Below are 25305 nucleotides of genomic sequence, written 5' to 3'. Positions count from 1 at the left end.
CCCATTCATCACCGCACGTGGTTAAAGTCCGCATGGCCACCATGCTTGCGTCCAACGCAAGCATGGTGGCCATGCGAACTAGGCGGCGCGACGAATCGCGCGGACGGTGGGCCGCGGTCGCGCGAGCGCCGCCTGATACGCCGCTTCCAGCTCGGCCAGCACCTCGTCCGGTTCCTGCAGGATCCGCGATGGCAGCGTGCGTACGACGATGATCCCAGCGGCCGCGTATCGAGTGTCGCGTTGAACGGTACGTGCGTAGTCGTCCTTCCAGAAGTGGAAGTCGAACGAGTCGATCTCGTGTGCCAAGGCGATGTGGTCCCACCATTGATCAGGCCTGCCGATGTACCTGCCGTTGGCGTCGTACACGTCGACGTTGAAGTCCGACGGAGGCACCTTCATCCGCATGCTCAGGTCGCGACCGTGAGATTCCGCGACGGAACGGAGGTCGGTGATCCGCGAGAGCACCTGGCGAGGAATGGCGGAGCCGCGTCGGCCACCGATCTCCAACTCCTTCGACATCGCCTCTGGCACGCAGTGGCCCCGCTGGATCGCTTCGATGACCAGCTGCATAACCGGCTCGACCTCCGGGATCCGCCTGGTGAGGTCGAGTACGGCTCGGGTGAGAGGCGTCAGCGGGATGCCTTCGCGCACCACCGGCTCCGGCAGGCGAGCCGTTCGCTCGATCAGCACGAAGCCGCTGCTGCCGACCTTCGTCTCGTGCGGATTGAGAAGGTGGAGACGGTCGTCCCCGAGTTTTGGCAGGCGCAGACCGTGGCGGCGACACGCCTCGGCGCCAGTGATCTGGCTCAGTGGCCCGCAGTACAGGAGTGCGGCCACCGCACGCTGGTCCGCGGTCGGAGGTGACGACTGGAGAAGGATGATGCCTGGCAGCAGTCGACGCCAAGGCCCGTCCGGACGACAGCGGCGATAGATCGTGCTGTCCTTCATGCCAAGCTCGCGAAGCGTGCTTGCCTTGATCACGTTGAGCCTGCTGCGCTTGCGCAGAAGCTCCGGCTGGTCAGCCCATCGGCCCCGTTTCATGAGCTACATCCTGAACCGTGCGCCTCTGGCCGCGCTGACCTAATTTCTCACCTGTGGATAACCGGTTGGTCGCATGGCCACCATGCTTGCGTTGGACGCACGCATGGTGGCCATGCGACCAAAGAGGCGGGAGGGTCGGGGAGCGGGGAAGTGGGGGAGGCTGCAGGATGAGGGGTGGTGTGTGGATGAGCGACGGCCGGAGAAGGACGGGTGTGGTATGGGGATGGTGTGGTGACTTCGGCGGGGTCGGCTGAGGTGCCGCCGCGGCCGCAGGCGGTGCTGGGGCCGCTGACCAGGGCCGCGATCTTCCTGGTCGTGACGGTCGACGCCGGCGGCGAGGACACCGTACGCGGCCTGCTCGCCGATCTGTCCGGCCTGGTCAAGGCGGTCGGCTTCCGGTCGCTGGACGGCGGCCTGTCGTGCGTCGCGGGCATCGGGTCGCGAGCCTGGGACCGGTTGTACGGCCGACCCAAGCCGCCCGAGTTGCACGAGCTGCCGGTGTTCGCCGGCGACCAGCACAAGTCGGTGACGACCAAAGGTGACCTGCTCTTCCACCTCCGCGCCGAGCGGATGGATCTGTGCTTCGAGCTGGAGACGCAGCTGATGGTGCGGCTCGCCGGCGCGGTCACGGTCGCCGACGAGACCCAGGGCTTCCGCTATTTCGACGCGCGTGACGTGCTGGGTTTCGTCGATGGTACGGAAAACCCGACGGGTCCGGACGCGTCTGACGCGGTCCTGGCCGACGACGGCGGAAGTTATGTGATCGTACAGAAATATCTGCACGACATGACCGCGTGGAACGCGTTGTCCACGGAGGACCAGGAAATGGTCATCGGCCGCCGCAAGCTCTCCGACATCGAGCTGTCCGACGAGGAAAAGCCGAGCAACTCGCACGTCGCGCTCAACACGATCACCGAGCCGGACGGTACGGAACGCGAGATCCTGCGCGACAACATGCCGTTCGGTCGTCCGGCGTACGGCGAGTTCGGCACCTATTTCATCGGATACGCCAAAACTCCGAGCGTCACCGAGCGGATGCTGGAAAACATGTTCGTCGGCTCCCCACCGGGAAACTACGACCGCATCCTCGATTTCTCCACCCCGGTCACCGGCACCCTTTTCTACGTGCCGACCGCGGAATTCCTCGACAACCAGCCGGAAACCCAGCCGGAGTCACTGGGAATCGGCAGCCTGCGAAGGAGCCAGCCATGAACAACCTGCACCGTGAACTCGCTCCGATCTCGGCCGCCGCCTGGTCGGAGATCGAGGAGGAGGCCAAGCGTACGTTCGCCACGTACGCCTCGGCGCGCCGGATCGTCGACGTGACCGTCACCGGTGAGGCGTCGCTGTCCGCGGTCGGCACCGGTCATCTCAAGGCCATCGCCGCGCCGGCGAGTGGTGTGCAGGCACGCGTACGCACGGCTCAGCCGATCGTCGAGCTGCGCGTGCCGTTCACGGTGACGCGCGACGCGGTCGACGACGTCGAGCGTGGCGCCAAGGATTCCGACTGGCAGCCGGTGAAGGACGCCGCGCAGACCATCGCGTACGCCGAGGATCGCTTGGTGTTCGACGGCTTTTCCGACGCCGGCATCGAAGGCATCCGGCCGGCGTCCACTGTGGACTCCATCGCGCTGCCGACCGAGGCGCGCGATTATCCCAACGCGGTCGGTGACGCACTGAACAGGCTGCGTTCGCAAGGTGTCGAAGGGCCTTACAGTCTCTTGCTCAGCGCGACCGCGTACACGGCGGCGATCGAGGCGGCCGACCACGGATATCCGGTGATCGACCACCTCAACCAGATCGTCTCCGGCGACATCATCTGGACGCCGGCGATCGAAGGCGCGTGCCTGGTTTCCTGTCGTGGCGGCGATTTCGAGCTGTACTTCGGCCAGGACCTGTCGATCGGCTATCTCAGCCACGACGTGTCCGCTGTGGACCTCTATTTCCACGAAACGCTGACTTTCCTCGTGCACACCGCCGAGGCCGGCGTCGCCGTCACGGCCTGATGGCGCTGCACGTACGGGCCGTCGCGCTGCCGGACGAGGTCGAGCGCGACATTTACGTTGTCGGCGACCGGCTGACCTACGAGCCGGTGGCGGGCGCCGAGACGGTCGTACGGTCCGGCTGGGCCGTCCCGGGTCTGGTCGACGCGCATTGCCACCTCGGCCTCGTGCCGCCTGGTGTCGCGGCGACCGTCGAGCAGGCGCGCGAGCTGGCGATGGTCGACCGCGCCACCGGTGTGCTGACGATCCGCGACGCCGGCTCGCCGACGCCGTACGCGGAGCTGGACGACGAGCCGGAGATGCCGCGACTTCTGCGCGCCGGCAGGCACATCGCGCCGCCGAAGCGCTATCTGCCCAACATCGCGGTCGACGCGGCCGGACCGGAGTTGGCGGCGGCGGTCGCCGAGCAGGCCAAGGCCGGCAACGGCTGGGTGAAGCTGGTGGGGGACTGGATCGATCGCGCGGCCGGCGATCTCGGCACCAACTACGACCGCGAATCGTTGACAGCGGCGGTAAAAGCCGCGCACGACAACGGCGCCAGAATCACCGTGCACACGTTCAGTGAGGACGCGCTGCCGGATTTGTTGGCCGCTGGCCTGGACTGCATCGAGCATGGTACGGGCCTGTCGCCGGATCTGTTGGACATCATGGCAAAAGCCGGCACCGCGCTGGTGCCGACCATGATCAACATCGAGACTTTCGGTGGCATCGCGGAGAAAGCGCAGGCCAAGTTCCCCACGTACGCCGACCACATGCGGCGGCTGATGGCCGGTTTCCCGAGCGTGGTCGCGGCGGCGCACGAGGCCGGCGTGCCGATTTTCGCCGGCACGGACGCCGGTGGCGGCATCGACCACGGGTTGATCGCGCGGGAAATCGTACGACTCCACCAGGCCGGAATGTCCACAGTGGACGCCCTGGCGGCCGGGTCGTGGAAGGCCCGCGACTGGCTCGGCCTGTCCGGTCTGGTCGAGGGCGGCCTCGCCGACCTGGTCGTCTACGCCGAAGACCCGCGCCGCGACCTGCGTACGCTCGCCAAGCCCGCACGCATGATCCTGCGCGGCCGCGTCATCCGGTAACCAGGACGTACGGTGGAGGCATGGAACGGCCGGACCTGCAGGTGCTCGGTGGTGACGACACCGAGCTGGTGACCCGTGTGCCACCGCCAGCGCTGCGGCCTTACCTGCGCCGATACTCCGGCTGGAACTCACCGGCGGCACAGATCCACCCGCGGGTGATGCCCAACGCCGACGTGGTCGTGGTGATCAACTTCGCGGCTCCGCTGATCATCGACGACCCGCTGCAGCCCGGCACCCGGCGTTACCAGTCGCTGCTGGCCGGCCTTCGCCGCACCTGGGCCGGCACCGCGTACGACGGCGCCACCGGCGGTTTCCAGCTCGACTTCCGGCCGATCGGTGCCTACCTGCTGCTCGGCATCCCGATGCACGAGGTCGCCGACCGGATGATCGACTTCGACGAGCTCGGCGACCTGGAGCTCAGGGAGCTGGCCGCGCGGCTGCCCGAGGAGCCCGACTGGACCAGCCGCTTCGACCTCGTCGACCGGCTCCTCACCGACCGCCTGACCAGGGCTTTCGAGCGGGATCCGATGCGCGCCGACGGCGTACTGCGGGCCTGGGACCTGCTGACCGCCTCGCAGGGCCGGGTCGACATCGACCGCGTGGTCGCCGAGTCCGACTACAGCCACCGGCACCTCATCTCGCTGTTCCGCGAGCGCGTCGGCGTCACCCCGAAGCTGGTCGGCCGCATCCTGCGTTTCCACCGCGCGACGCGGATGCTGGCCAGCGGCTATCCGCACGGCATGGCCGCGCTCGCCGCCGAGTGCGGCTACTACGACCAGGCGCACATGGTCCGAGACTTCCGCGCGCTCGGCGGCTGTACGCCGGGGACCTATCTGGACAGCGTCTGGCCGCAGCTCGACATGGAACTCGACGCACAGCACGTCTGAGAGCGGGTCAGATTTTTGCAATAGCCGTCGGTCGCGGTCGCGCAGACTCAGGACGTACAACCGCGACCCGAGGAGGACGGCAATGGCGCTCGCGACGATTTTTCCGACGCTGCGATACAAGGACCCGCAGAAAGCGGTGGAATGGCTGTGCGAGGCGTTCGGTTTCCAAGCCAAGGGTGTTTACCAGGACGACGACGGCGCGATCGTCCATGCGGAGCTCGCGTACGGAAACGGCCTGGTGATGTTTGGCCAGGACTGCGGTGACGAGTCGCTGGCGACACCGGCCGGCGCGGCCTCGGTCTATGTGGTCGTCGCCGATCCGGACGCGCATCACGACCGCGCCAAGGCGGCCGGCGCGGTGATCGTGCGCGGCCTCACCGACCAGGACTATGGCTCGCGCGAGTACGTGGCCAAGGATTTCGAAGGCAATATCTGGAGTTTCGGGACTTACCAGACGGCTCTCGCGGAGGCCTGAGCGAGCGCCGGCGGCCGCGCCGGTTACCCTGCCGTGGTGTTGATTCGGATGTCCACGCTCCTGGTGAAGACGTTGCGCGACGACCCGGCCGACGCCGAGGTCCCCAGCCACCGGCTGATGGTGCGGGCCGGCTACATCCGCCGGGCCGCGCCGGGTGTCTACAGCTGGCTGCCGCTGGGCTATCTGGTCTATCGCAACGTCGAGCGGGTCGTCCGCGAGGAGATGGACGCGGCCGGCTGCCAGGAGGTGCACTTTCCGGCGCTGCTGCCGCGCGAGCCGTACGAGGTGACCGGCCGGTGGACCGAGTACGGCGACACGCTTTTCCGGCTGAAGGACCGCAAACAGGCCGACTATCTGCTCGGCCCGACGCACGAGGAAATGTTCACCCTGATGGTGAAGGACCTGTGTTCCTCGTACAAGGACCTGCCGCTGTCGATCTATCAGATCCAGACCAAATATCGCGACGAGGCCAGGCCGCGCGCCGGCCTGTTGCGTTGCCGCGAGTTCGTCATGAAGGACTCGTATTCCTTCGACATCGACGACGCCGGTTTGGAGCGGTCGTACGAAAACCACCGCCGCGCCTACATCAGGACGTTTGACCGGCTGGGGCTGGAATACGTGATCGTGTCGGCGATGTCCGGCGCGATGGGTGGCTCGCGCAGCGAGGAGTTCCTGTGTCCGGTGCCGGTGGGCGAGGACACGTTCGTACGCTCGCCTGGCGGTTACGCGGCCAATGCCGAGGCGGTGCGTACGCCTGCGCCTGAGCCGATCCCGTACGACGACGCGCCGGCGGCACATGTCGAGGACACGCCGGACACGCCGACGATCGAGTCGCTGGTGGCGCTGGCCAACGAGAAGTTTCCGCGTGAGAACGGCAAATGGACCGCGGCCGACACGCTCAAGAACGTCGTGGTGATGCTGACCCATCCGGACGGGAAGCGCGAACCGCTGGTGGTCGGCGTGCCGGGTGACCGCGAGGTCGACCTGAAAAGGCTCGAGGCACAGCTGGAGCCGGCGACAGTCGATGTCTTCGCCGACACCGATTTCGCCGCGCATCCGGCACTCGTCCGCGGCTACATCGGCCCGCAGGCGCTCGGCGCGGAGTCGGTGACCGGCATCCGCTATCTGGTCGATCCGCGGGTCGTCGCCGGTACGCGCTGGCTGACCGGCGCCAACCAGGCCGGCCGGCACGTCTTCGATCTGGTCTGTGGCCGCGATTTCACCCCGGACGGCACCGTCGAGGCGGCCGAGCTGCGCGACGGTGACCCGGCGCCGGACGGCTCCGGTCCGCTCAGCCTGCAGCGCGGCATCGAGATCGGCCACATTTTCCAGCTGGGCCGCAAATACGCCGAGGCGCTGGGCCTGTCGGTGTTGGACGAGAACGGAAAACGCGTCACCGTCACGATGGGGTCGTACGGCATCGGCGTTTCCCGCGCGGTCGCGGCGATCGCCGAGTCGAGCCACGACGGCGCCGGCCTGTGCTGGCCGCGCGAGATCGCGCCGGCCGACATCCACCTGGTCGCCACCGGCAAGGACGACGCCGTCTTCGAGACCGCCGAGACACTGGCCAAAGACCTGGAAAACGCCGGCCTGCGCGTCTTGTTCGACGACCGACGGCGGATCAGTCCCGGCGTGAAGCTCAACGACGCCGAGCTGATCGGCGTGCCGACCATCGCCGTTGTCGGACGCGGCCTGTCCAACGGCACGATCGAGGTCACCGACCGCGCCAGCGGCGACCGCGAGGACGTGCCACTGGGTGAGGTCGTCGCTCACCTGACTGCGGTGTGTAGGCGGCCAAACCCGGTTCACTAGAATTCGCCGCATGGCCAAACCCGGAGTGCTCACCCCGCAGGCCGAGGACTTTCCTCGGTGGTATCAGGACGTCGTTGCCAAGGCCGAGCTGGCCGACAACGGCCCGGTCCGCGGCACCATGGTGATCCGACCGACCGGGTATGCGCTGTGGGAACGCGTGCAGCGCGAGATGGACGACCGGATCAAGGCGGCCGGCGCGGAAAACGCGTACTTCCCGCTGTTCATCCCGCAGTCCTATCTGTCCCGCGAGGCCGAGCACGTCGAGGGCTTCTCGCCGGAGCTGGCCGTCGTCACGCACGCCGGCGGCAAGGAGCTGGACGAGCCGATCGTCGTACGGCCGACCTCCGAGACGGTCATCGGCGAGTTCATGGCCAAGTGGGTGCAGAGCTATCGCGACCTGCCGCTGCTGCTCAACCAGTGGGCCAACGTGGTGCGCTGGGAGCTGCGGCCGCGGGTTTTCCTTCGTACGACCGAATTCCTGTGGCAGGAAGGTCACACCGCGCACGCGACGAAGGCCGACGCGGCGGCGTACGCGCGGCGGATCCTGCACCACGCGTATCAGGACCTGATGACCGGTGTGCTGGCCATTCCGGTGGTGCCCGGCTGCAAGACCGCCAAGGAGCGCTTCGCCGGCGCGATCAACACGATGACGCTCGAGTCGATGATGCGCGACGGCAAGGCGCTGCAGATGGGGACCAGCCACGAGCTCGGCCAGAACTTCGCGCGCGCTTTCGGCATCGAGTTCACCTCCGACAGCGGCTCGCGCGAGCACGCGTGGACGACCTCGTGGGGCTCGACCACGCGGATGATCGGCGCACTCGTGATGGCGCACGGTGACGACAACGGCCTGCGCGTGCCGCCGCGGCTCGCGCCGACGCAGGTGCTGGTCACCGTCGTCAAGGCCGGTGACGGTGTCGCCGCGGCCGCCGAGGGCCTGGTCGACGACCTGCGCCGCGAAGGCGTGCGCGCCGCGCTCGACGACCGGGTCGACACGCCGTTCGGCCGGCGCGCGGTCGACGCGGAGCTGAAAGGCATCCCGGTGCGGATCGAGGTCGGTCCTCGCGACCTCGCCGAGCAGAAAGTGACGCTGGTGCGGCGCGTGCCGGGCACCAAGACGCCGATCGCGCTGTCCGCCGCGGTCGAGGGCGCCAAGGCGGCGCTGACCGAGGACCAGGACGCCTTGTATTCGGAGGCGTTGGAGCGCCGCGAATCCTCCACTGTGGACGTGAAGACGCTCGGCGATGCCGTCGAGGCGGCCAAGACCGGCTGGGCTCGCATCCCGTGGGACGTGCTCGGCGTCGAAGGCGAGGCGGAGCTGGCCAAGGACGCGGTGAGCGTACGCGTGCTGACCCGTGCGGACGGCAGCGTGCCGGAAAGTCCTGACGAGTCAGGCCTGACCGCGTGGGTCGGCCGGTCGTACTAGACCGTGGCCTGGCAGTCGGGAAGTCAGGTCGTCGTACGGCATTTTCGTGCCGGTGAGCCGCATGCGGCGCTGCCGACCACGATCGTCACGGAGGATGCCACCGGTCTGCTGCTCTGGCTGGCCGGTGGCACTCCGGTCGTACGCGGTCAGCTCGCCGACGGCCGGTCCGTACGTGATGTCGGGGTGGTGGCGGCCGCGTCGTTGCCGCGGTCATTGCGGCCGCGGCGATGGAGAGGCACCGGCATCCTGATGCTGATCCCGCCGGCCGAGGACTGGTCGGTGTGGTGGTTTTTCCGCGCCGACGGCGGTTTCGCCGGTTGGTACGGCAACCTGGAGGAGCGGCACGTGCGGCAGGTGGTCGACGGCGTGCAATACGTCGACACCGCGGACAACGCGCTGGACATCTGGTTCGAGCCGGACCGGACGTGGTCGTGGAAGGACGAGGACGAGTTCGCCGACCTCACCGGCCTGCCCGGTTACTGGGACGCCTCCAGCGCTGTGCACATCCGTGCCGCCGGCGAGCGGTTGATCGCGCTGGCCGAGGCGGGCGCGCCGCCGTTCGACGGCCGTTGGACCGACTTCCGGCCGGACCCGTCCTGGCCGCTGCCCACGCTTCCTCCGTCCTGGCACGCCGCCTAAATGCCGGCGACCATCTTTCCGCCGGAGAGGAACTGCTCGTACGACCCCCACGGCTGCACGCCGTCCTGCTTCCTGATGACCTCACCGGAATACTGCGCCAGATAGACACGGCGCAGCTGGTCGGTGAGGTTGGGGCCGCTGCGGTGGATCACCACGCTGGAGAAAACCGCGATCGAACCGGCCGGCACGACGACCGGGATCCCCGGATCGGAGCCGAAATAGCAGACCTTGTCGTTGACCACCGGATCGGGGATGTGTTTCACGTACGACCGGATGCCGGATCGTGAGTATGGCAAGAGATAGACGGAGCCGTTTTCCTCGGTCACGTCGTCCAGAGCGATCCAACAGGTCAGATACGGCCGGTGGTTTTCGTGCACGTATCCCGAATCTTGGTGCCAGGCAAAGGAAGTGTCCGGGTCACCGGCCTTGATGACGTACTGTTCCCAGAAAAGGTATGCCTCCTCGCCGAGGGTCGCGCGGCAGATCTGCGCCATCGTCTCGCCGAACAGAAACCGCCGCAGCTCCGGTCGGTCCTGATAGATCATGTGGCTGAAATAGCGTTTGCCGCGCGCGTTGATGTTGAGCCGGTCGACTCCGGCCTCGTCCATCTGTCGCTCGATCTTCTCGATCGAATATTGCGCGCCGCCGCGCAGCAGCTCCAATTGTTCGTCGTCGAGCGCGCGCTCCAGCACGAAATAGCCTTCGTTCGCGTACTGCTCGCACATCTCGGCCGTGACCGCCATCTTTCCGCCTCCATCCACTCAGCCGGTGTCGATGCTAGGAAAACGCCGCGCGATCAGGAATGGCGACGGTGGCGGATCCATGTACGTTTTGGCGGATGGACACCCGGATCCTCGCCTCCGATGTGCCGCCGACCCGGATCGGACAGCTGGTGCTGGCCGGTGAGGTCGACGACGACGAGCCGTGGGTGCCGGCGCCGCTTCGGGTGATGGACGCGTACATCCTGTCGTTCGTGACCGATGGCCGCGGTCGCTATCGGTATGCCGACGGTCAGGTCGACCCGATCGTCGCCGGCTCGGTCACGATCGTCCTGCCCGGCGAGCCGCACTGGTATGGCACGGCGCCAGGACAGCGATGGTCGGAGCTGTTCGCCGTCGTCACCGGTCCGCTTTTCGACACGCTGGCCGGCATCGTCGGCAGGTCAGGACCACGGCAGCCGCGCGCCACGCCGTCGCCGAGCGCGCTGCGTACGGTCCTGCGGGCTAGTCCACGCTCGCCGCTGGCCGCCGAACATCAGCTGATGGCGCTGGCCGACTGGCTGCTCGACGCGACCGCGCCGGACGACGGCGGCCTGAGTCCGGCCGTCGCCACCGCCACGGAACGGCTCGCGGAGGATCTCGCGGGCGCCGTCGACCTGCGCGTCATCGCTGCCGAGGTCGGCCTGCCGTACGACGTCTTCCGCCGCCGCTTCGTCGCCGAGGTCGGCCAGCCACCACTCGCATTCCGTAACGGCCGCCGCCTGCAGGCCGCGGCGACGCTGCTGCGGCTCACCGACATGACGCTGCGCGAGATCGCTCGTACGCTCGGCTTCACCGACGAGTTCCACCTGTCCAAACGCTTCCGCGCGCACTTCGGCGTCCCACCCCGCGACTACCGCACGGGAAGATCGTGAACGCGGCATCTGTTGTTGTGTCATGGGCTACTACGACGTGCGGCTGAAGGCCGTGCTGGCGAAGGTGCGGCTGGCGCTTGGCGACCGGGCCGACAATCCGGACGCCATCATGACGCTGGAGGACGCCGTCGCGGCGCTCGGCAGGCAAGGTGTCACCGAGGTCGGGCGCTGCGAGGTGCCGGTCGACCAGGTGGTCGGCACGGTCAGCCGCTCGTGCGATTTCGACCGCGGCTTCCGGCTGCTCAACCCGGCGCTCGCCGACCGTTGGCAGTCGCTGGCGCGAGCCGCACAGTCGGGTTCCGATTTCCCGCCGGTCGACCTCGTACGCCTCGGCGACATGTACTTCGTCCGCGACGGCCACCACCGCGTGTCAGTGTCGCGCGCGTTGGGACGGCCGACGATCGCCGCGCGCGTCCAGTGGATCTGCACGACCGCGTACGCGATGGCCTGCCTGACGCTCGCGCACCTGGAGAACAAGGCGGCGGAGCGGCTGTTCCTGGAGCGCGTGCCACTGCCGGACGCCGTACGCACCGACTTGTGGCTCGACGCTCCGGAGGAGTGGATGCGGCTGGCCGACGCGGCCGAGGCCTGGGCCTATCGGTCGATGTTGGCCGGCCGGCGGTTGACCGACCGCGATCGGATGGCGAGCCAGTGGTGGGACGAGGAGGTCATGCCGGTGATCTCCCGGCTGCGGACCGAAGGCGCGGCTCTGCCGCTGCGTGACGTGCAGGCGTACGTGAGCGCGCTGGCGACCCGCGACCGGCTCGGCCAGCTCGACTGGACGCCCGACGTGACCGCGGAGCTGGTTGACTGACGGGGTGAGGCGGATCCCGGAGTCGGCATCGCTGGTCGTACGACCACATCGCGGCCAGCTGGCGATCCTGCTCGCCATCGCGGTCCTGGTGCTCGCGGTGTGGATCCTCAACTCGCTGCCGCGCTTCGCCGATCTGCTCGCCGGCCGGGGGGTCGGCACGCCATGGTCGATCGTGTCCGTGGTGTGCGTCGCCGTCGCGCTGGCTTTCACCTGGTGCTGGCTGCGGCTGGCGATGCGCGGGCCGATGCTCGCCGCCGACGACAGCGGCCTGTGGCTGAGGCGCACGGTCTTCTCCGCGAAGGCGGTCTTCGTGCCGTGGGAATCGGTGCGGCACATCCGCCCGTATCTCCGCGCGCGCGTACGTTATGTGGCCTTCGACACCGACTCGCGCTGGCCGTGGGACGGGCCGCTGGCGCTGATGATCCGGCAGCGTGGCGCGGCTGTCCTGCCGGTGCCGGCCGGTGTCGATCCGGAGGGACTGCTGGCGCGGTTGTACGAGCTGTCCGGCAGGCGCGTACCGGTCGGTTGAAAGACTGGTCGCATGCCGCAGACGATGCTTGTGCGCTATCACCGCGATGGCGAGCTCAGAGGTGTACGGCCATGCACGGTCGTCGAGGACACGCCGGACCGTACGGTGCTGTGGCTCGCGCACGGGACTCCGGTGCGGTTTCCCCGCTACGCCGACGGCCGCGAGGTCAGGGACGTGCCACTTGAGCAGCGCTTTCGCGAGCCGTGGCACACGGTCGACGACCATTGGCGGGGGACCAGCACGCTGATCCTGATGCGGCCGGACACCTGGCACTCGGTCCACTGGTTCTTCACGCCGGACGGCTCGTTTCGCAACTGGTACGTCAACACCGAGACGCCGTACGTGCGCTGGGACGACGGTGACGCCGCCGGCTTTGACACCGACGACCTGGAACTCGACGTCGTCGTGGCGCCGGACCGGAGCTGGCAGCTCAAGGACGAGGACGAGGCTGCGGCCGCGTACGAGGTGGGCCAGGTCAGCGCCGCCTGGGCCGAGCGCGCGCGGGTCGAGGCGCAGGCCGCGATCGAGGACGCCGAGGCCGGCCGGTGGCCGTACGACGGCACCTGGACCGACTTCCGGCCGGACCCGTCCTGGCCCGTACCGTCGCTGCCGGCCGGCTGGGACAGGCCGGCGGCGCTGCTGGTCAGCGGATCTGGCACAATGGACCGCTGAACCTGACCGCGCGGACCCTCTCAACCGCCGTGGCCGGGTCCACCGGGTGCGCAGGCCAGGTCCCCACATGTGCCGGCGCGGCCCACCAGCTCTCGACAGTCGTAGGAGACACCACACCCGTGGCTACCAAGATCAAGCTGATGCGCCTCGGCAAGATGCGCTCGCCGCACTACCGCATCGTCGTCGCCGACGCGCGCACCAAGCGCGACGGCCGCGCGATCGAGGCGATCGGCCTGTACCACCCGAAGGAGGAGCCCTCCTTCATCCAGGTCAACTCCGACCGCGCGCAGTACTGGCTGGGCGTCGGCGCGCAGCCGACCGCGGCGGTCACCGCGATCCTGAAGCTGACCGGCGACTGGCAGAAGTTCAAGGGCGAGCCGGCGCCGGCTCCGCTGAAGGTCGCCGAGCCGAAGGCCCCGCGTCCGGAGATCGGTGCCGTGTTCGCCGAGTCGGACAAGAACGCCGACGGCAAGGGCGCGGCCACCACACCGAAGAAGAAGGCGGCCAAGAAGGCCGACGCCAAGGCTGACGAGAAGGCCGCTGAGCCCGCCGCCTCGGAGTCCTAAGTGCTGGAAGAAGCACTCGAGCACCTCGTACGCGGGATCGTCGACCATCCCGACGAGGTGAGCGTCGGTGTCGTCAACGGTCGCCGCGGCTCGACGCTGCAGCTGCGCGTCCACCCCGACGACCTCGGCAAGGTGATCGGCCGCGGCGGCCGGACGGCTCGTGCGCTGCGCCAGGTGATGACCGGCGTCGGCGGCCGTGGCGTACGCGTCGACGTGGTCGACACCGACCGGCACTGACACTGTGCAACTGGTCGTCGCTCGGATCGGTCGTCCGCACGGCGTACGCGGTGACGTGACCGTCGAGGTCCGCACCGACGAGCCGGACGACCGGTTCGCGCTCGGCTCCGTACTGGCCACCGACCCCGAGTCGGCCGGACCGCTGTCCGTCGAGGACGCGTTCTGGCACGGCGGCCGGCTGGTGCTGCACTTCAAGGACGTCGACGACCGGGACGCCGCGGAGGGCCTCCGCGGCGTCCTGCTCGTCGTGGAGTCCGACGACCTGCCAGAGCTGGACGATCCGGACGAGTTCCGCGACCACGACCTGATCGACCTCGCCGCCGTCGACCCCACCGGCGCGCCACTGGGCACGGTGACCGCCGTCGACCACGGCCCCGGCGGCGACCTGCTGATCCTGACCGGCCTCGACGGCCGAACTCACTTGGTGCCGTTTGTGAAGGCGATCGTGACCGCCGTCGACGCGCGTACGGTCACCATCGACCCACCAGCCGGCCTCTTCGACCTCTGAACCACCCGCTACGGGCTCTGAGTCGAATGTGCAAAGTAGGCCCACTTTCCGCGACAAAAGTGGTCTTCCTTTGCGCATTCGATGCGTGCGGCGGTCACCGCGCGCGGCCACGGGCCGGCGCACCGCGGAGTGTGGGATCAGGCGGCCTCGTCGTCGCCGGCCGCCACGTGTACGACCCCGTCCATCGCGCCCAGCTTCGCCATCAGGTCGTTCATCGAGCCGCGTCCGGACAGCGTGAGCACCACCACCGCGGTCACGCCTTCCTCGCTGTCGACGGCGACCCGCCGCACCAGCCAGCCGGTGTCCGTACACACCGACAGCAGCCGCCGCAGCACACCGCGACCGTCTTCGTACGTGACACGCAGGATCCGCGGCTCGTGACCGCGGCCGAGCAGCCACCGCACCACCGGCGGATAGCCGAGTACGACCACGAAATGGCCGACCGTCGTGGCGGTCGCGAGCAACGGCAACCCCGCGCCGCACGCCATCCCGACCGCGGCCGCCACCCAGATCGTCGCTGCCGTCGTCAGACCGCGCACCAGGTCACGCCGGATGAAGATCAGGCCGCCGCCGATGAAGCCGATGCCGGAGACCACCTGCGCCGCCACCCGGGACGGATCGAGCACGACGTGGCCGGGGCTGAGGACCGAGCTGAAGCCGTACGCGGACAGCAACACGATCAGCGCCGAGGCGAGGCCGACCAGGCTGTGCGTCCGCAGTCCGGCGCTCTTCGAGCGGATCTCGCGCTCCAGTCCGATGGCCGAGCTGAGCAGCAGCGCGAGACCCAACGGCGCCAGCAGGCTCCATTCGTTGCGCATATCGCCAAACGGTAGCGTCGATGCCGCCATGCGCATCGATGTGATCACGATCTTCCCCGGCTACCTCGCGCCACTGCGCGAGTCGTTGCTCGGTCGCGCGCGCGACCGCGGCCTGCTCGACATCCAGGTCCACGACCTGCGCGATTGGACGCACGACCGGCACCGTACGGTCGACGACACACCGTACGGCGGCGGCGCCGGCATGGTCATGCGTCCGGAGCCGTGGGGTGAGGCGCTCGACGAGCTCGCGCCTGACGACGCCCGCCTTCTCGTCCCGACGCCGACCGGCACCGTCTTCAGCCAGCGGCTCGCGCACGAGCTGGCGGAGGAGGAGCGGCTGGTCTTCGCGTGCGGCAGGTACGAAGGCATCGACGCGCGAGTAGCCGAGGAGGCCGCGACGCGGATGCGCGTGACCGAGATCTCACTCGGCGACTACGTGCTCAACGGCGGCGAGGTCGCGGCGCTGGTGATCATCGAGGCGGTGGCGCGGCTGCTGCCGGGCGTGCTCGGCAACCCGGCGTCGCTGGAGGAGGAGTCGTACGCGGACGGCCTGCTGGAATATCCGGTTTACACCAAACCGTCCAGTTGGCGCGGCCGGGACGTACCACCGATCCTGCTCTCCGGCGACCACGGACGGATCGCGCGCTGGCGTCGTGAACAGGCCCTGACCCGGACGGCGGCGCGGCGTCCCGACCTGCTCGCGGCGCTGCCGCCGGAGGCGCTGAGCGAAGCGGACCGGGCGGTTTTACCGGCCACGCGGGCCTGTGGCACCATGGACAGGTTGCCGCCCGCTCCCGGGCCAGCATGAGCCCGCGTTAGCCGCTGGGCCAGCATTGACGCGTTTGACCCGGTGAAAGACAAGGAAGCGATCTGAGATGAACACCCTGGATGCGCTCGACGCCGCCCAGAAGCGGTCCGACATCCCGGAATTCCGTCCCGGCGACACCCTGAAGGTGCACGTGCGGGTCGTCGAGGGCAACCGCTCGCGGATCCAGATCTTCCAGGGTGTGGTCATCCGCCGGCAGGGCGCCGGTGTCCGGGAGACCTTCACGGTCCGCAAGATGAGCTTCGGCGTCGGCGTCGAGCGCACCTTCCCGGTGCACACGCCGGTGATCGACAAGATCGAGGTCGTCACCCGCGGTGACGTACGCCGTGCCAAGCTCTACTACCTCCGCGACCTGCGGGGCAAGGCCGCCAAGATCAAGGAGAAGCGCGAGACCACCGCGCGCTGAGCGCGGTCGTCTGGCGTAGAGCCCGGTGCCCAGCCACGGCCACCGTGGCGGTCGGCATCGGGCGATCCGGGAGCGCCGTCCGCTGTCGCTGTTTCAGGAAACGATCCTGCTGACCTGCGTCGCGCTGGCGGTCGCCATCCTGGTGCGCGCGTTTCTCGTCCAGGCGTTCACGGTGCCGTCCGGCTCCATGGAGGAGACCCTCCGGATCGGCGACCGGATCCTGGTCAACAAGATCATCTACACCGTACGCGAGCCGCATCGCGGCGAGATCGTGGTGTTCAAAGGCGCTGACGACTGGAACGAGGAAGGCGCCGAGCCGCCGCCGTCCGGCTTCTTCCCGACCGTCGGCGCGTACGTCGGCAGCCTCTTCGGTGCTACGCCACCAGGCGAGAAAGACCTGGTGAAGCGGGTCGTCGGGGTGGCCGGCGACACGGTCAGGTGCTGTGACCGGCAAGGCCGGGTCACGGTCAACGGCCTGGGGCTCAACGAGCCGTACGTCCATGACAACACGCCGGTCGAGCAGCGCGCCTTCGGTCCGGTGAAGGTGCCGGACGGCCGGCTGTTCGTGCTCGGTGACCACCGCGGCGTGTCGGCCGACTCGCGCTATCACATCGCCGACAAGTGGCACGGCACGATCAGTGTCAGCGACGTGATCGGCCGGGCTTTCCTGATCGTCTGGCCGATCCCGCACGCGGGCTCGCTGGAGGTGCCGGACACCTTCGGCGGCCTCAACTCCTCGTTGCTGCTGATGTTGCCGTACCGCCGCCGTCGCCGCTCCTAAGTTCGCATGGCCACCATGCTTGCGCTGGACGCACGCATGGTGGCCATGCGTGCATTGGCCGCGTACAGGCGGAGTAAAGCGATCATGGCGCGCGGTAACACGACTGGAACAGGACGTGGACCTGGCGGCGGCGGCCGGCGGCGGCATCGTAGGCTGTTTCGGTGCGAGCTGAGCCGAAACGTAAGCGCCTCCCGTTCTGGATCGAGTTGCCGATCCTCATCGTCATCGCCCTGGTGGTGGCGCTCGTCGTTCGCACGTGGGTCGTGCAGACGTTCTACATCCCGTCCGGCTCCATGGAAAACACCCTGGAGCTCAACGACAAACTGCTGGTCAACAAGCTGATCTACGACTTCAGGTCGCCGGACCGCGGTGAGATCATCGTGTTCCAGCCACCGGCCAGCTGGAACGCGCCGGCCAACGAGAAGGAGTTCATCAAGCGGGTGATCGGCACTCCCGGCGACCGGGTGGTCTGCTGTGACGCCGCCGGTGCGGTCACCGTCAACGGCTATCCGCTCAAGGAGACCTACCTCTATCCCGGCAACGCGCCGTCGACCATCCGGTTCGACGTGACCGTGCCGGCCGGCCGGTTGTTCGTCCTCGGTGACCACCGGGAGATCTCCGGCGACTCGCGCTATCACCTGCGGGACAGTTCGGGCACGATCCCGATCAGCAGCGTCGAGGGCGAGGCGTTCGCGATCTACTGGCCGGTCAACCGGTGGACGGCGCTCGGCGTACCAGACATATTCGGCAGCGTGCCGAAGCCGGCCGGCGGCTGAGTCGGCGGCGATGGCCTCGGGGGAGCGGTCCAGGCGACGGCTGCCGTTCTGGATCGAGTTGCCGATCCTGGTCGTGATCGCGCTGGTGGTGGCCCTGGTCGTACGCCAGTTCGCCGTGCAGACGTTCTACATCCCGTCTCCGTCGATGGAGAACACGCTGCGGGTCAACGACCAGATCCTGGTCAACAAGATCATCTATCACCTGCGTCCGCCGCACCGCGGCGAGGTGATCGTCTTCGAGCCGCCGGCGTCCTGGAGGGAGAGCCTGGCCGACAAGGACTTCGTCAAGCGGCTCATCGGGCTGCCCGGCGACCACGTGGTGTGCTGCAACGCCACCGGCCAGGTGACGATCAACGGGTATGCGCTCACCGAGCCGTACCTCTATCCCGGTAACCACCCCTCCGACCGGCGTTTCGACGTACGCGTACCGGCTGGCCGGCTGTTCGTGATGGGAGACCACCGCAGCCTGTCCGGCGACTCGCGGATCCATCTCGACGAGAACTCAGGCACGATCCCGGAAGGCAGCGTGGTGGGGCCGGCCTTCGCCATCTACTGGCCGGTGAACCACTGGTCGGGCCTGCCGGTGCCGGAGACCTTCGAACACATACCACCACCGAGTCGCTAGTGTCGGGACACTAGGGATCTACGCTGGGATGCGATGACTGACAGGGTGATCGACCGGGCCGGGGCCCGGGTGCTGCTCATCGACCCGGACGACCGGGTGTTGCTCATGAACGCCTTCGATCCGGCTGACCTGGACACGCCGGCGTACTGGATCACCGTCGGCGGCGGCATCGAGGACGGCGAGGACCCCTCCGAGGCCGCCGTACGCGAGCTGGCGGAGGAGACCGGCCTGCGGGTGACGGTCGACGACCTGCGTGGGCCCGTCTTTCGCGAGGTGGTGGACTTCCCGTTCAACGGCAGGACCTATCGGCAGGCCAACGTCTTCTACGTCGTACGGTGTGACCACATCGAGGTCGACACGAGTGGCTGGGACGAGGTGGAGCGGGCGTCCTGTCACGGGTACGAATGGTGGTCGGCCGAGGAACTGTCGGCCACCAGCGAGACCATCTATCCACCGAACCTCGCCGAGTTGATCCGGAGCGTGGCCTGATGCTGGCACCTCCCCGCACGGTCGTCCGCCGTGAGGCCGGCATGTACGCGATCGAGCAGGCGCTGCGCCGCCGCGGCTTCGACCGCATCGCCGGTGCCGACGAGGCCGGCCGTGGCGCCTGCGCGGGGCCGCTGGTGGTCGCCGCCTGCATGCTGCCGCCGGGGCGCCGCGGCGAGGTGCCGGGCTTGGCCGACTCCAAGCTGCTCACCCCGGCCAGCCGCGAGGAGGTCTACGCCGAGGTCGTCAAGCGCGCTCAGGCGTACGCGATCGTCGTCATCGACACGCCGGACGTCGACCACCGCGGCGTACACGCGGCCAACCTCGACGGCATGCGGAGGTCGGTCGGCATGCTCGATCCGGAGCCGCAGTACGTGCTGACCGACGGCTTCCGGGTCGACGGTCTGTGCGCGCCCGCGCTGGCCGTGCCGAAGGGCGACCGGGTCGTCGCGTGCATCGCGGCGGCCTCCGTGCTGGCGAAGGTGACCCGAGACCGGCTGATGATGCAGCTGCACGAGTCGTGGCCGCAGTACGATTTCGCTCGGCACAAGGGCTACATCACCGCCGAACACACGGCCGCGCTGGCCGAACACGGACCGTGCGAGATCCATCGCTCGTCGTTCGTCAACGTGTCGACGTTGCTGGGGTCGCAGCGTCACGTGTCGATCGCGGTAAGCGATGATATGCAGTTGGAGGGGGTGTTAGCCGAGTGAGCGCAGAGGACTTGGAGAAGTACGAGACCGAGATGGAGCTCCAGCTCTATCGCGAATACCGGGACATCGTCCGGCAGTTCTCCTACGTGGTGGAGACCGAGCGGCGGTTCTACCTGGCCAACGCGGTGGACCTGCAGGTGCGCAACGCCGACGGCGAGGTGTACTTCGAGCTGGAGATGTCCGACGCCTGGGTCTGGGACATGTATCGGCCGGCCCGCTTCGTGAAGAACGTACGGGTCGTCACGTTCAAGGACGTGAACGTCGAGGAGCTCGACAAGCCGGACATCTCGCTGCCGTCGGACGGCTCGGCACCGTTCGGCGAATAGCGGTCACATCGTACGGGTAACCGGCCCGCATGAGTGAGCCGTTGTACGACAGTGCCGCGCAGCAGAACGGTGCGCAGGTGCCGGCCGACCGTGACCGGCTGACGCCGCAGGAGGCCTATCCGGACCTGCACGCCGGTCAGCCGCGGGACGGTGGCGCGCCGGACGGCGTCGATCCCGGTGGCGTCACCGCCGACTACACCTCGGAGAGTTTTCCGCCGGCCGAAGGTGTTTTCACGCCGGACGTGGGGCCGGGCGGTGACGACGTCGACACGTCCCGTACGGCCGCGCCGGGTCGTTACCGGACGTCGTCGCCCGGCCGCGAGGTCGTGGAGAAAGTGAGTGACGACGCCGAATAGTCTTGGTGGGTTCCCGATGGGAGAGGGGCCCGCCGGTGTCGTCCTGGCAACCGCCGACATATCTGGAGAAGGAACTCGAGGTCGCGAAGCGCCGCGGCGACCTCGCCGCGTACCAGCGCATCCTTGGCCGCGGCGAGGTCTACATGCGGGTGCCGAAGGCTGACGGCGACGCGTTGGTCAATGGCGAGGCCAAGGGCTATCCGCTGCCGCTGCGCACCGAGCTCGGCCGGCAGTTCATGGACGTCTGCACGGTCGGTGAGCTGAACGAGCTGGACGACGACTGGGTGACGTACTGCGCGCGCTGGGAAAACCTGGCCGAGCAGGACGCGTACGACTATCGCTGGTTCGTCGTCAACCGCGGCACGCCGATCGAGGCGGCGTTCAGCTACGAGATGATCCAGCAGTGGTTGCGGCTGCCCGGCCGACCGCCTGGGCGGTTCACGCACGACAAGCTGATCACGACCCGCCGTGGCCCGACGCGTGGTCCGTTGGCGCACGGCCTGGCCTGCGGAGCGCATCTGGCGATCGGCAACGGTGCCATCTGGAACACCACGATCAACACCTACAGCGGCGACTACAGCTCCGACATGGAGCGCCTTCGCGGCGACTGGTCGATCAACGGCCCGGAGGACTGGGCCAAACAGCTCACCTACCTGCTCAACGCGGAGAACAGCGACCCGGCGATCGACGCGCTGCTGCGGATGCGCCAGCGGCTCGGCGGTGCGGCGGCCGCCTCGCTGTCGGTCAAGCGGTGGCGCAACGAGTTCATCGCGTGGGCCCGTGATCGGCAGATCCCCGAGGAAGTGCTGGAGGAAACGCTGGATCTGCTCTGCATGATCATCGACTACGAGGCCGCCTTCCGTGACGCGCGGATGCTGGACGCCAACCAGGTCGTGGCGACCGTTGCCGGCTACGACTACGGCCGCGCGGTGAACCTGACGCGCTGGGGACTCGCGGCGCGCTACTGCACGCGTGACGCCGCCGAAAACCTGATCAGGCAGGCCGGTGAGCTGAGCCAGGCCGCGTACGCCTCGTGGCCGGACTTCTCCGCCGGCTACGCCCTCGGCCGCGTCCTGCGCTTCGACGAAGGCGACTTCGGCTCGTGTTACCGCGACATGCTCAACGTGCACGAGATCCTGGCCACCGAGCCGGACAGTCCGTGGCGTACGACCAAATGGCAGAGCCACTCCGACGCCGGCACCGCACGCCCGGTCGCACAGCCAGCCGGACGGGTCGTACTCACCGACGAAAACGCCGAAGGCTTCTTCGCCCGCCGAGCCGCCGGCGAATCCGCGTAAGCAGCTTTACCCGCTACGGCGCGAAATTGTCGTACGCACCTGCCATTCTTCCCCCACCCAGTTCGGGGCGGGGGTGGCTCGCGGCTCTGCCACCTGAAGAAAAAATTCAAGGTGGCGGAGCCTCACACCCACCCCCCGCCCCGGACTGGGTGGGGGCCATTCTTGCTCGTATGTACGACAGTTTCGTGTCGTACAAGAAGGTTCAGAGCCGGCAAGCTCGCGAACTCGACGTTTTGGTGCTCTATATCGTTGTAGACCGACGAAAACGTCGAGTTCGCGACGGCCCCGCCGCGAGCTGCGCCAAGCGAAACGGACGCCTTAAATACCAGATTTTCGTGCCGTGGCGCCGTTTTCCACAGGTCGAATTGTTGTCCACAGATTTCCGCCGGCCCCCGCCACGTCCCGGTCACGCCAGGCAGGATTTCCGGTGCCGGCACCACCTGCCGGCGGCGACGTGGCTGGGGGACGGAAGCGATGAGGATCCGAAATGCGGTCGGCAGGTTCGGCGAGGAGGTCGCCGTGCAGCATCTGCGCGGCGCCGGAATGGCCGTCCTCGACCGCAACTGGCGCTGCCGGATGGGCGAGATCGACGTCGTCGCCAGAGACGGCAACTCGCTGGTGTTCTGCGAGGTGAAGACCCGCCGCGGCGCTGTCTGCGGCACACCGGCCGAGGCCGTGAGCGCCGACAAGGCGCAGCGGCTGCGCAACCTCGCGCTGCAGTGGCTCGCCGACTCCGGCAACCACGCGCATGAGCTGCGGTTCGACGTCGTCGAGGTGCGGCTGTCCAGCAACCGCGGCACGCAGGTGCAGCACTTGCGAGGTGTGCTGTGAACGTCGCCAGGATCGCCTCCGTGGGCCTGGTCGGGATCGAGGGACATCTGGTGGAGATCGAGGCTGACCTGAGCCAGGGCCTGCCGCGGTTGGTGATCACCGGCCTGCCCGACACCGCGCTCGGCCAGGCGCGCGACCGGCTCCGGTCGGCGGTGGTCAACTCGGCCGAGGAGTGGCCGCCGGGCCGCATCACGGTCAACCTGTCGCCGGCGGCGGTGCCCAAGCACGGCAGCGGGTTCGACCTGGCGATGGCCGCGGCGATCCTGCTCGCCGCCGAGGCGTTGCCGCCGGACGCGCTGGCCGGCGCGGTGCTGATCGGCGAGCTGGCGCTGGACGGCCGGGTGCGTACGGTCCCCGGTGTGCTGCCGGCCGTGGTGGCGGCCAGCCAGGCCGGGGTCAAGTGGGCCATCGTGCCGGCTGGCAACGCCGCCGAGGCCAGGCTGGCGAGCTCGGCGATCAGGGTGACCGGCATCGACAGCCTGGCCGAGCTGATCGGCTTGGCCCGCGGCACGCTCGACCTCGACGACGAACCCGCGCCGGTCACCGGAGAGCAGTTGGACGACGGCCCGGATCTGGCCGACGTGGTGGGTCAGCCGGAGGGCCGTACGGCGGTCGAGATCGCTGCGGCCGGCGGACATCACCTGGCCATGATCGGGCCGCCGGGGTCCGGAAAGACCATGCTCGCCGAGCGGATGCCTGGCCTGCTGCCCGCGCTGAGCGAGACGGAGTCGCTGGAGGTGACCGCTGTGCATTCGATCGCCGGTGTGCTGCCGCCCGGCACCGGCCTGATCCGCCGGCCGCCGTTCCAGGCGCCGCATCACTCGGCGACCGAGCCGGCGCTGGTCGGCGGCGGGTCCGGCATGCCGCGTCCTGGCCTGTTGTCGCTGGCGCATCACGGCGTGTTGTTCCTGGACGAGGCGACCGAGTTCAAGTCGCCGGTGCTCAACGCGCTGCGCCAGCCGCTGGAGCGCGGCCAGGTGCGGCTGTCCCGAGCCGGCGGTTCGATGAGCTATCCGTGCAAGGTCCAGCTGGTGCTGGCGGCCAACCCCTGTCCGTGCGCCTCGCCGAAAGGCGACGCGGCCTGTGAGTGCACGCCGCGGGCTCGCCGCGCGTACGTCAGCCGCCTGTCCGGTCCGCTGCTCGACCGGGTCGACCTGCGGATCAACCTGTTTCCGGTCCGGCCGGCGGCCCTGCTCGGCCAGACCGAGGAGCTGGAGTCCTCGGCCGTGGTACGCAAGCGGGTCCGGCAGGCCAGGGACGCCGCCGCCGAGCGGTGGGCTCCGTACGGCTGGGCCACCAACGCCGACGTGCCGGGTCCGGCGCTGCGCCGCAGGTTCAAGCTGCCGCACGAGATCCGTCGCGGCTTGGACGTGGCCTTCGACTGCGGCAACCTGTCCGCGCGTGGCTACGACCGGGTGCTGCGGGTCTCCTGGACGATCTGCGACCTGGCCGGCCGCACCATCCCGGCGGCCGAAGACGTGGACCGGGCCGTCGAGCTGCGCGTCGGCAAGGCGGCGTGATGACCGACGGCGAGGAGCGGCGGGCCAGGGCCGCGTTGACGGCGTTGGTGGAGCCCGGCGACCTGAAGGTCTGGGACGCGGTGGAGCGGGTCGGCGCGGCGGAGCTGGTACGGCGGATCGCCGCCAACTCCGACCGTCACCTCGAGCCGTTCGACCTGGCCGACCGGCTGCTCGAGCGAGCGGGCAAGGCGGGCGTACGGCTCGTCCTGCCGGGTGACCGAGAGTGGCCGCACGGCTTGGACGCGCTGCTGACGTTGGCCAACCGCCAGCAGCGGAAGGTGGCTGGCGGAGAGTCGCTGCCGACCATCGACCGCACGGTCGCTCCGCCGGTCGCGCTCTGGCTGCGTGGTCAGCCGCGGCTGGCCGAGACCGTCGCCAAGTCGGTGGCCATCGTCGGGTCGCGCGCGGCCAGCGGCTATGGCACTCATGTCGCCGGCGAGTTGGCCTACGGCCTCGCCGACCGCGGTTGGACGGTGGTGTCCGGTGGCGCGTACGGCATCGACGGCGCCGCGCACAAAGGTGCGATGGCCGCCGACGGCCCGACGGTGGCGGTGCTGGCCAGCGGTGCCGACGTGCCCTATCCGCCAGGACACGCGAGCCTCTTCGAAAAGATCGCGGTCGACGGCCTTCTGTTGTCGGAGTGGCCGCCGGGCACCACTCCGCAGCGCCCGAGGTTCCTGGTCCGCAACCGGGTCATCGCCGCGCTGACCGCCGGCACGGTCGTCGTGGAGGCCGGCGTACGCAGCGGCGCCAAGCAGACCGCCAGGCGGGCGTACGAGCTGGGTCGCGCACTCATGGCGGTGCCTGGCCCGGTGACGGTGGCCGGCTCGGTCGGCTGCCACGAGCTGGTACGCGGCCCGTTGGCGGCTCGCCTGGTGACCAGGGCCGAGGAGGTGCTGGAGGAGGTCGGCCGGATCGGCGCCGACCTGACCGCACCGCTGCGCGCGCCGAAGGACTGGCGCGACACGCTCGACGCGATGTCGTCAGCGGTCGTGGAAGCGATGCCGGCCGTCGACTGGATGCCGCTCGACGATCTGCGGGCCGCCGTCCCAGTCGCCGCCGCTCGCATCGAGGAGATCGTCGCCGGCCTCGCCGTCGCCGGCCGTCTGGAGCGCGACGGCACGCGCGTACGGTTCGCCGCCGCCGGCCGTGCCGACAGCCAGCCGCGGGTCGTGAAACCGGTGGTCAGATGAAGCGGAAAAGTTTCCTTTGCGGCCATAAGAGAGGT

Annotated in this window: 31 protein-coding genes; 28 read left to right on the top strand and 3 right to left on the bottom strand. The window is 68.8% G+C overall.

The window, feature by feature from the left end; genetic code table 11:
- Positions 1–78: 78 nt before the first annotated feature.
- Positions 79–1041, bottom strand: coding sequence for a hypothetical protein (locus GNX95_RS27000; RefSeq protein WP_222853979.1), 963 nt, complete (start codon positions 1039–1041; stop codon positions 79–81).
- Between the two features lie 231 nt (positions 1042–1272).
- On the opposite strand from GNX95_RS27000, the gene GNX95_RS26995 reads away from it, so the two are divergent.
- The 8 genes from GNX95_RS26995 to GNX95_RS26960 all read left to right on the top strand — a co-directional run bounded on the left by GNX95_RS26995 (position 1273) and on the right by GNX95_RS26960 (position 9356).
- Complete coding sequence (locus GNX95_RS26995; RefSeq protein ID WP_163510381.1) at positions 1273–2253, top strand: Dyp-type peroxidase; 981 nt, start codon at positions 1273–1275, stop codon at positions 2251–2253.
- Positions 2250–3047 (top strand): family 1 encapsulin nanocompartment shell protein, encoded by a 798-nt coding sequence (locus GNX95_RS26990; RefSeq protein ID WP_163510379.1) that lies wholly within the window; start codon positions 2250–2252, stop codon positions 3045–3047. The genes GNX95_RS26995 and GNX95_RS26990 overlap by 4 nt, the downstream gene beginning before the upstream one ends.
- A complete protein-coding gene (locus GNX95_RS26985; RefSeq protein ID WP_163510376.1) occupies positions 3047–4120 on the top strand; it encodes an amidohydrolase family protein in 1074 nt (357 codons plus the stop codon). The genes GNX95_RS26990 and GNX95_RS26985 overlap by 1 nt, the downstream gene beginning before the upstream one ends.
- 20 nt (positions 4121–4140) lie before the next feature.
- Positions 4141–5007 (top strand): AraC family transcriptional regulator, encoded by an 867-nt coding sequence (locus GNX95_RS26980; protein WP_163510374.1) that lies wholly within the window; start codon positions 4141–4143, stop codon positions 5005–5007.
- An 82-nt stretch (positions 5008–5089) separates the two neighbouring features.
- Positions 5090–5482, top strand: a complete 393-nt coding sequence (locus tag GNX95_RS26975) for a VOC family protein (protein WP_163510371.1) — start codon at positions 5090–5092, stop codon at positions 5480–5482.
- Positions 5483–5530: 48 nt separating this feature from the next.
- Positions 5531–7294, top strand: a complete 1764-nt coding sequence (locus GNX95_RS26970; protein WP_222854152.1) for a proline--tRNA ligase — start codon at positions 5531–5533, stop codon at positions 7292–7294.
- 10 nt (positions 7295–7304) lie between these two features.
- Entirely contained in the window at positions 7305–8717 is a 1413-nt protein-coding gene (proS, locus tag GNX95_RS26965) for a proline--tRNA ligase (protein WP_163510367.1), read from the top strand.
- Between the two features lie 3 nt (positions 8718–8720).
- Positions 8721–9356 (top strand): ribonuclease FAU-1 family protein, encoded by a 636-nt coding sequence (locus GNX95_RS26960; protein WP_163510364.1) that lies wholly within the window; start codon positions 8721–8723, stop codon positions 9354–9356.
- Here the strand turns inward: GNX95_RS26960 and GNX95_RS26955 are convergent.
- A complete protein-coding gene (locus GNX95_RS26955; protein WP_163510361.1) occupies positions 9353–10099 on the bottom strand; it encodes a phytanoyl-CoA dioxygenase family protein in 747 nt (248 codons plus the stop codon). The two genes, GNX95_RS26960 and GNX95_RS26955, sit on opposite strands and share 4 nt — an antisense overlap.
- 95 nt (positions 10100–10194) lie before the next feature.
- Between GNX95_RS26955 and GNX95_RS26950 the strand changes: the two genes are divergently transcribed.
- The 7 genes from GNX95_RS26950 to rimM all read left to right on the top strand — a co-directional run bounded on the left by GNX95_RS26950 (position 10195) and on the right by rimM (position 14315).
- Complete coding sequence (locus GNX95_RS26950) at positions 10195–10989, top strand: AraC family transcriptional regulator (RefSeq protein ID WP_163510358.1); 795 nt, start codon at positions 10195–10197, stop codon at positions 10987–10989.
- 22 nt (positions 10990–11011) lie between these two features.
- Positions 11012–11803 (top strand): ParB N-terminal domain-containing protein, encoded by a 792-nt coding sequence (locus GNX95_RS26945; RefSeq protein WP_187369708.1) that lies wholly within the window; start codon positions 11012–11014, stop codon positions 11801–11803.
- Entirely contained in the window at positions 11796–12332 is a 537-nt protein-coding gene (locus GNX95_RS26940) for a hypothetical protein (protein WP_163510356.1), read from the top strand. Before GNX95_RS26945 ends, GNX95_RS26940 begins: the two co-directional genes overlap by 8 nt.
- A 12-nt stretch (positions 12333–12344) precedes the next feature.
- Positions 12345–13004: a ribonuclease FAU-1 family protein gene (locus tag GNX95_RS26935; protein WP_222853978.1), complete on the top strand. Its 660-nt coding sequence runs from the start codon at positions 12345–12347 to the stop codon at positions 13002–13004.
- Positions 13005–13123: 119 nt separating this feature from the next.
- Positions 13124–13570 carry a 30S ribosomal protein S16 gene (gene rpsP, locus GNX95_RS43430; RefSeq protein ID WP_163510353.1) on the top strand — a complete coding sequence of 149 codons (447 nt, stop codon included), beginning with the start codon at positions 13124–13126 and terminating at the stop codon, positions 13568–13570.
- A gap of 3 nt (positions 13571–13573) precedes the next feature.
- A complete protein-coding gene (locus GNX95_RS43425; protein ID WP_425483925.1) occupies positions 13574–13807 on the top strand; it encodes an RNA-binding protein in 234 nt (77 codons plus the stop codon).
- Between the two features lie 4 nt (positions 13808–13811).
- Complete coding sequence (gene rimM, locus GNX95_RS26920) at positions 13812–14315, top strand: ribosome maturation factor RimM (RefSeq protein ID WP_163510347.1); 504 nt, start codon at positions 13812–13814, stop codon at positions 14313–14315.
- 137 nt (positions 14316–14452) lie between these two features.
- Here the strand turns inward: rimM and GNX95_RS26915 are convergent, their stop codons facing one another.
- Positions 14453–15169, bottom strand: coding sequence for an MgtC/SapB family protein (locus GNX95_RS26915; protein WP_222853977.1), 717 nt, complete (start codon positions 15167–15169; stop codon positions 14453–14455).
- Between GNX95_RS26915 and trmD the strand changes: the two genes are divergently transcribed.
- The 13 genes from trmD to dprA all read left to right on the top strand — a co-directional run bounded on the left by trmD (position 15162) and on the right by dprA (position 25270).
- Entirely contained in the window at positions 15162–15941 is a 780-nt protein-coding gene (gene trmD / locus GNX95_RS26910; RefSeq protein ID WP_163510342.1) for a tRNA (guanosine(37)-N1)-methyltransferase TrmD, read from the top strand. The genes GNX95_RS26915 and trmD overlap by 8 nt on opposite strands.
- A 67-nt stretch (positions 15942–16008) precedes the next feature.
- The gene (gene rplS / locus GNX95_RS26905) at positions 16009–16365 is read left to right on the top strand and encodes a 50S ribosomal protein L19 (RefSeq protein ID WP_163510339.1); all 357 of its coding nucleotides are present in this window, start codon (positions 16009–16011) and stop codon (positions 16363–16365) included.
- Between the two features lie 25 nt (positions 16366–16390).
- Entirely contained in the window at positions 16391–17146 is a 756-nt protein-coding gene (lepB, locus tag GNX95_RS26900) for a signal peptidase I (RefSeq protein WP_163510336.1), read from the top strand.
- 161 nt (positions 17147–17307) lie between these two features.
- On the top strand, positions 17308–17922 hold the full coding sequence (gene lepB / locus GNX95_RS26895) for a signal peptidase I (RefSeq protein ID WP_163510333.1): 615 nt from the start codon (positions 17308–17310) through the stop codon (positions 17920–17922).
- Between the two features lie 10 nt (positions 17923–17932).
- Complete coding sequence (gene lepB, locus GNX95_RS26890; protein WP_163510332.1) at positions 17933–18547, top strand: signal peptidase I; 615 nt, start codon at positions 17933–17935, stop codon at positions 18545–18547.
- Positions 18548–18580: 33 nt separating this feature from the next.
- Positions 18581–19036: an NUDIX hydrolase gene (locus GNX95_RS26885; RefSeq protein ID WP_163510331.1), complete on the top strand. Its 456-nt coding sequence runs from the start codon at positions 18581–18583 to the stop codon at positions 19034–19036.
- Positions 19036–19746, top strand: a complete 711-nt coding sequence (locus tag GNX95_RS26880; RefSeq protein WP_163510330.1) for a ribonuclease HII — start codon at positions 19036–19038, stop codon at positions 19744–19746. The genes GNX95_RS26885 and GNX95_RS26880 overlap by 1 nt, the downstream gene beginning before the upstream one ends.
- On the top strand, positions 19743–20072 hold the full coding sequence (locus tag GNX95_RS26875) for a DUF2469 domain-containing protein (RefSeq protein WP_163510329.1): 330 nt from the start codon (positions 19743–19745) through the stop codon (positions 20070–20072). Before GNX95_RS26880 ends, GNX95_RS26875 begins: the two co-directional genes overlap by 4 nt.
- A 29-nt stretch (positions 20073–20101) precedes the next feature.
- Positions 20102–20428 carry a hypothetical protein gene (locus GNX95_RS26870; RefSeq protein ID WP_163510328.1) on the top strand — a complete coding sequence of 109 codons (327 nt, stop codon included), beginning with the start codon at positions 20102–20104 and terminating at the stop codon, positions 20426–20428.
- A gap of 35 nt (positions 20429–20463) precedes the next feature.
- The gene (locus tag GNX95_RS26865; RefSeq protein WP_163510327.1) at positions 20464–21726 is read left to right on the top strand and encodes a DUF1266 domain-containing protein; all 1263 of its coding nucleotides are present in this window, start codon (positions 20464–20466) and stop codon (positions 21724–21726) included.
- Between the two features lie 474 nt (positions 21727–22200).
- Positions 22201–22557, top strand: coding sequence for a YraN family protein (locus tag GNX95_RS26860; RefSeq protein WP_163510326.1), 357 nt, complete (start codon positions 22201–22203; stop codon positions 22555–22557).
- Positions 22554–24077, top strand: a complete 1524-nt coding sequence (locus tag GNX95_RS26855; RefSeq protein WP_163510325.1) for a YifB family Mg chelatase-like AAA ATPase — start codon at positions 22554–22556, stop codon at positions 24075–24077. Before GNX95_RS26860 ends, GNX95_RS26855 begins: the two co-directional genes overlap by 4 nt.
- A complete protein-coding gene (dprA, locus tag GNX95_RS26850) occupies positions 24077–25270 on the top strand; it encodes a DNA-processing protein DprA (RefSeq protein ID WP_163510324.1) in 1194 nt (397 codons plus the stop codon). The genes GNX95_RS26855 and dprA overlap by 1 nt, the downstream gene beginning before the upstream one ends.
- Positions 25271–25305 lie beyond the last annotated feature (35 nt).

Origin of the sequence: Fodinicola acaciae (assembly GCF_010993745.1) — a bacterium.
In the GTDB taxonomy this organism is placed as follows: domain Bacteria; phylum Actinomycetota; class Actinomycetes; order Mycobacteriales; family HKI-0501; genus Fodinicola; species Fodinicola acaciae.
Note: the sequence above shows the minus strand (reverse complement) of the source record. Positions and strands in the feature narration are given on the sequence as shown.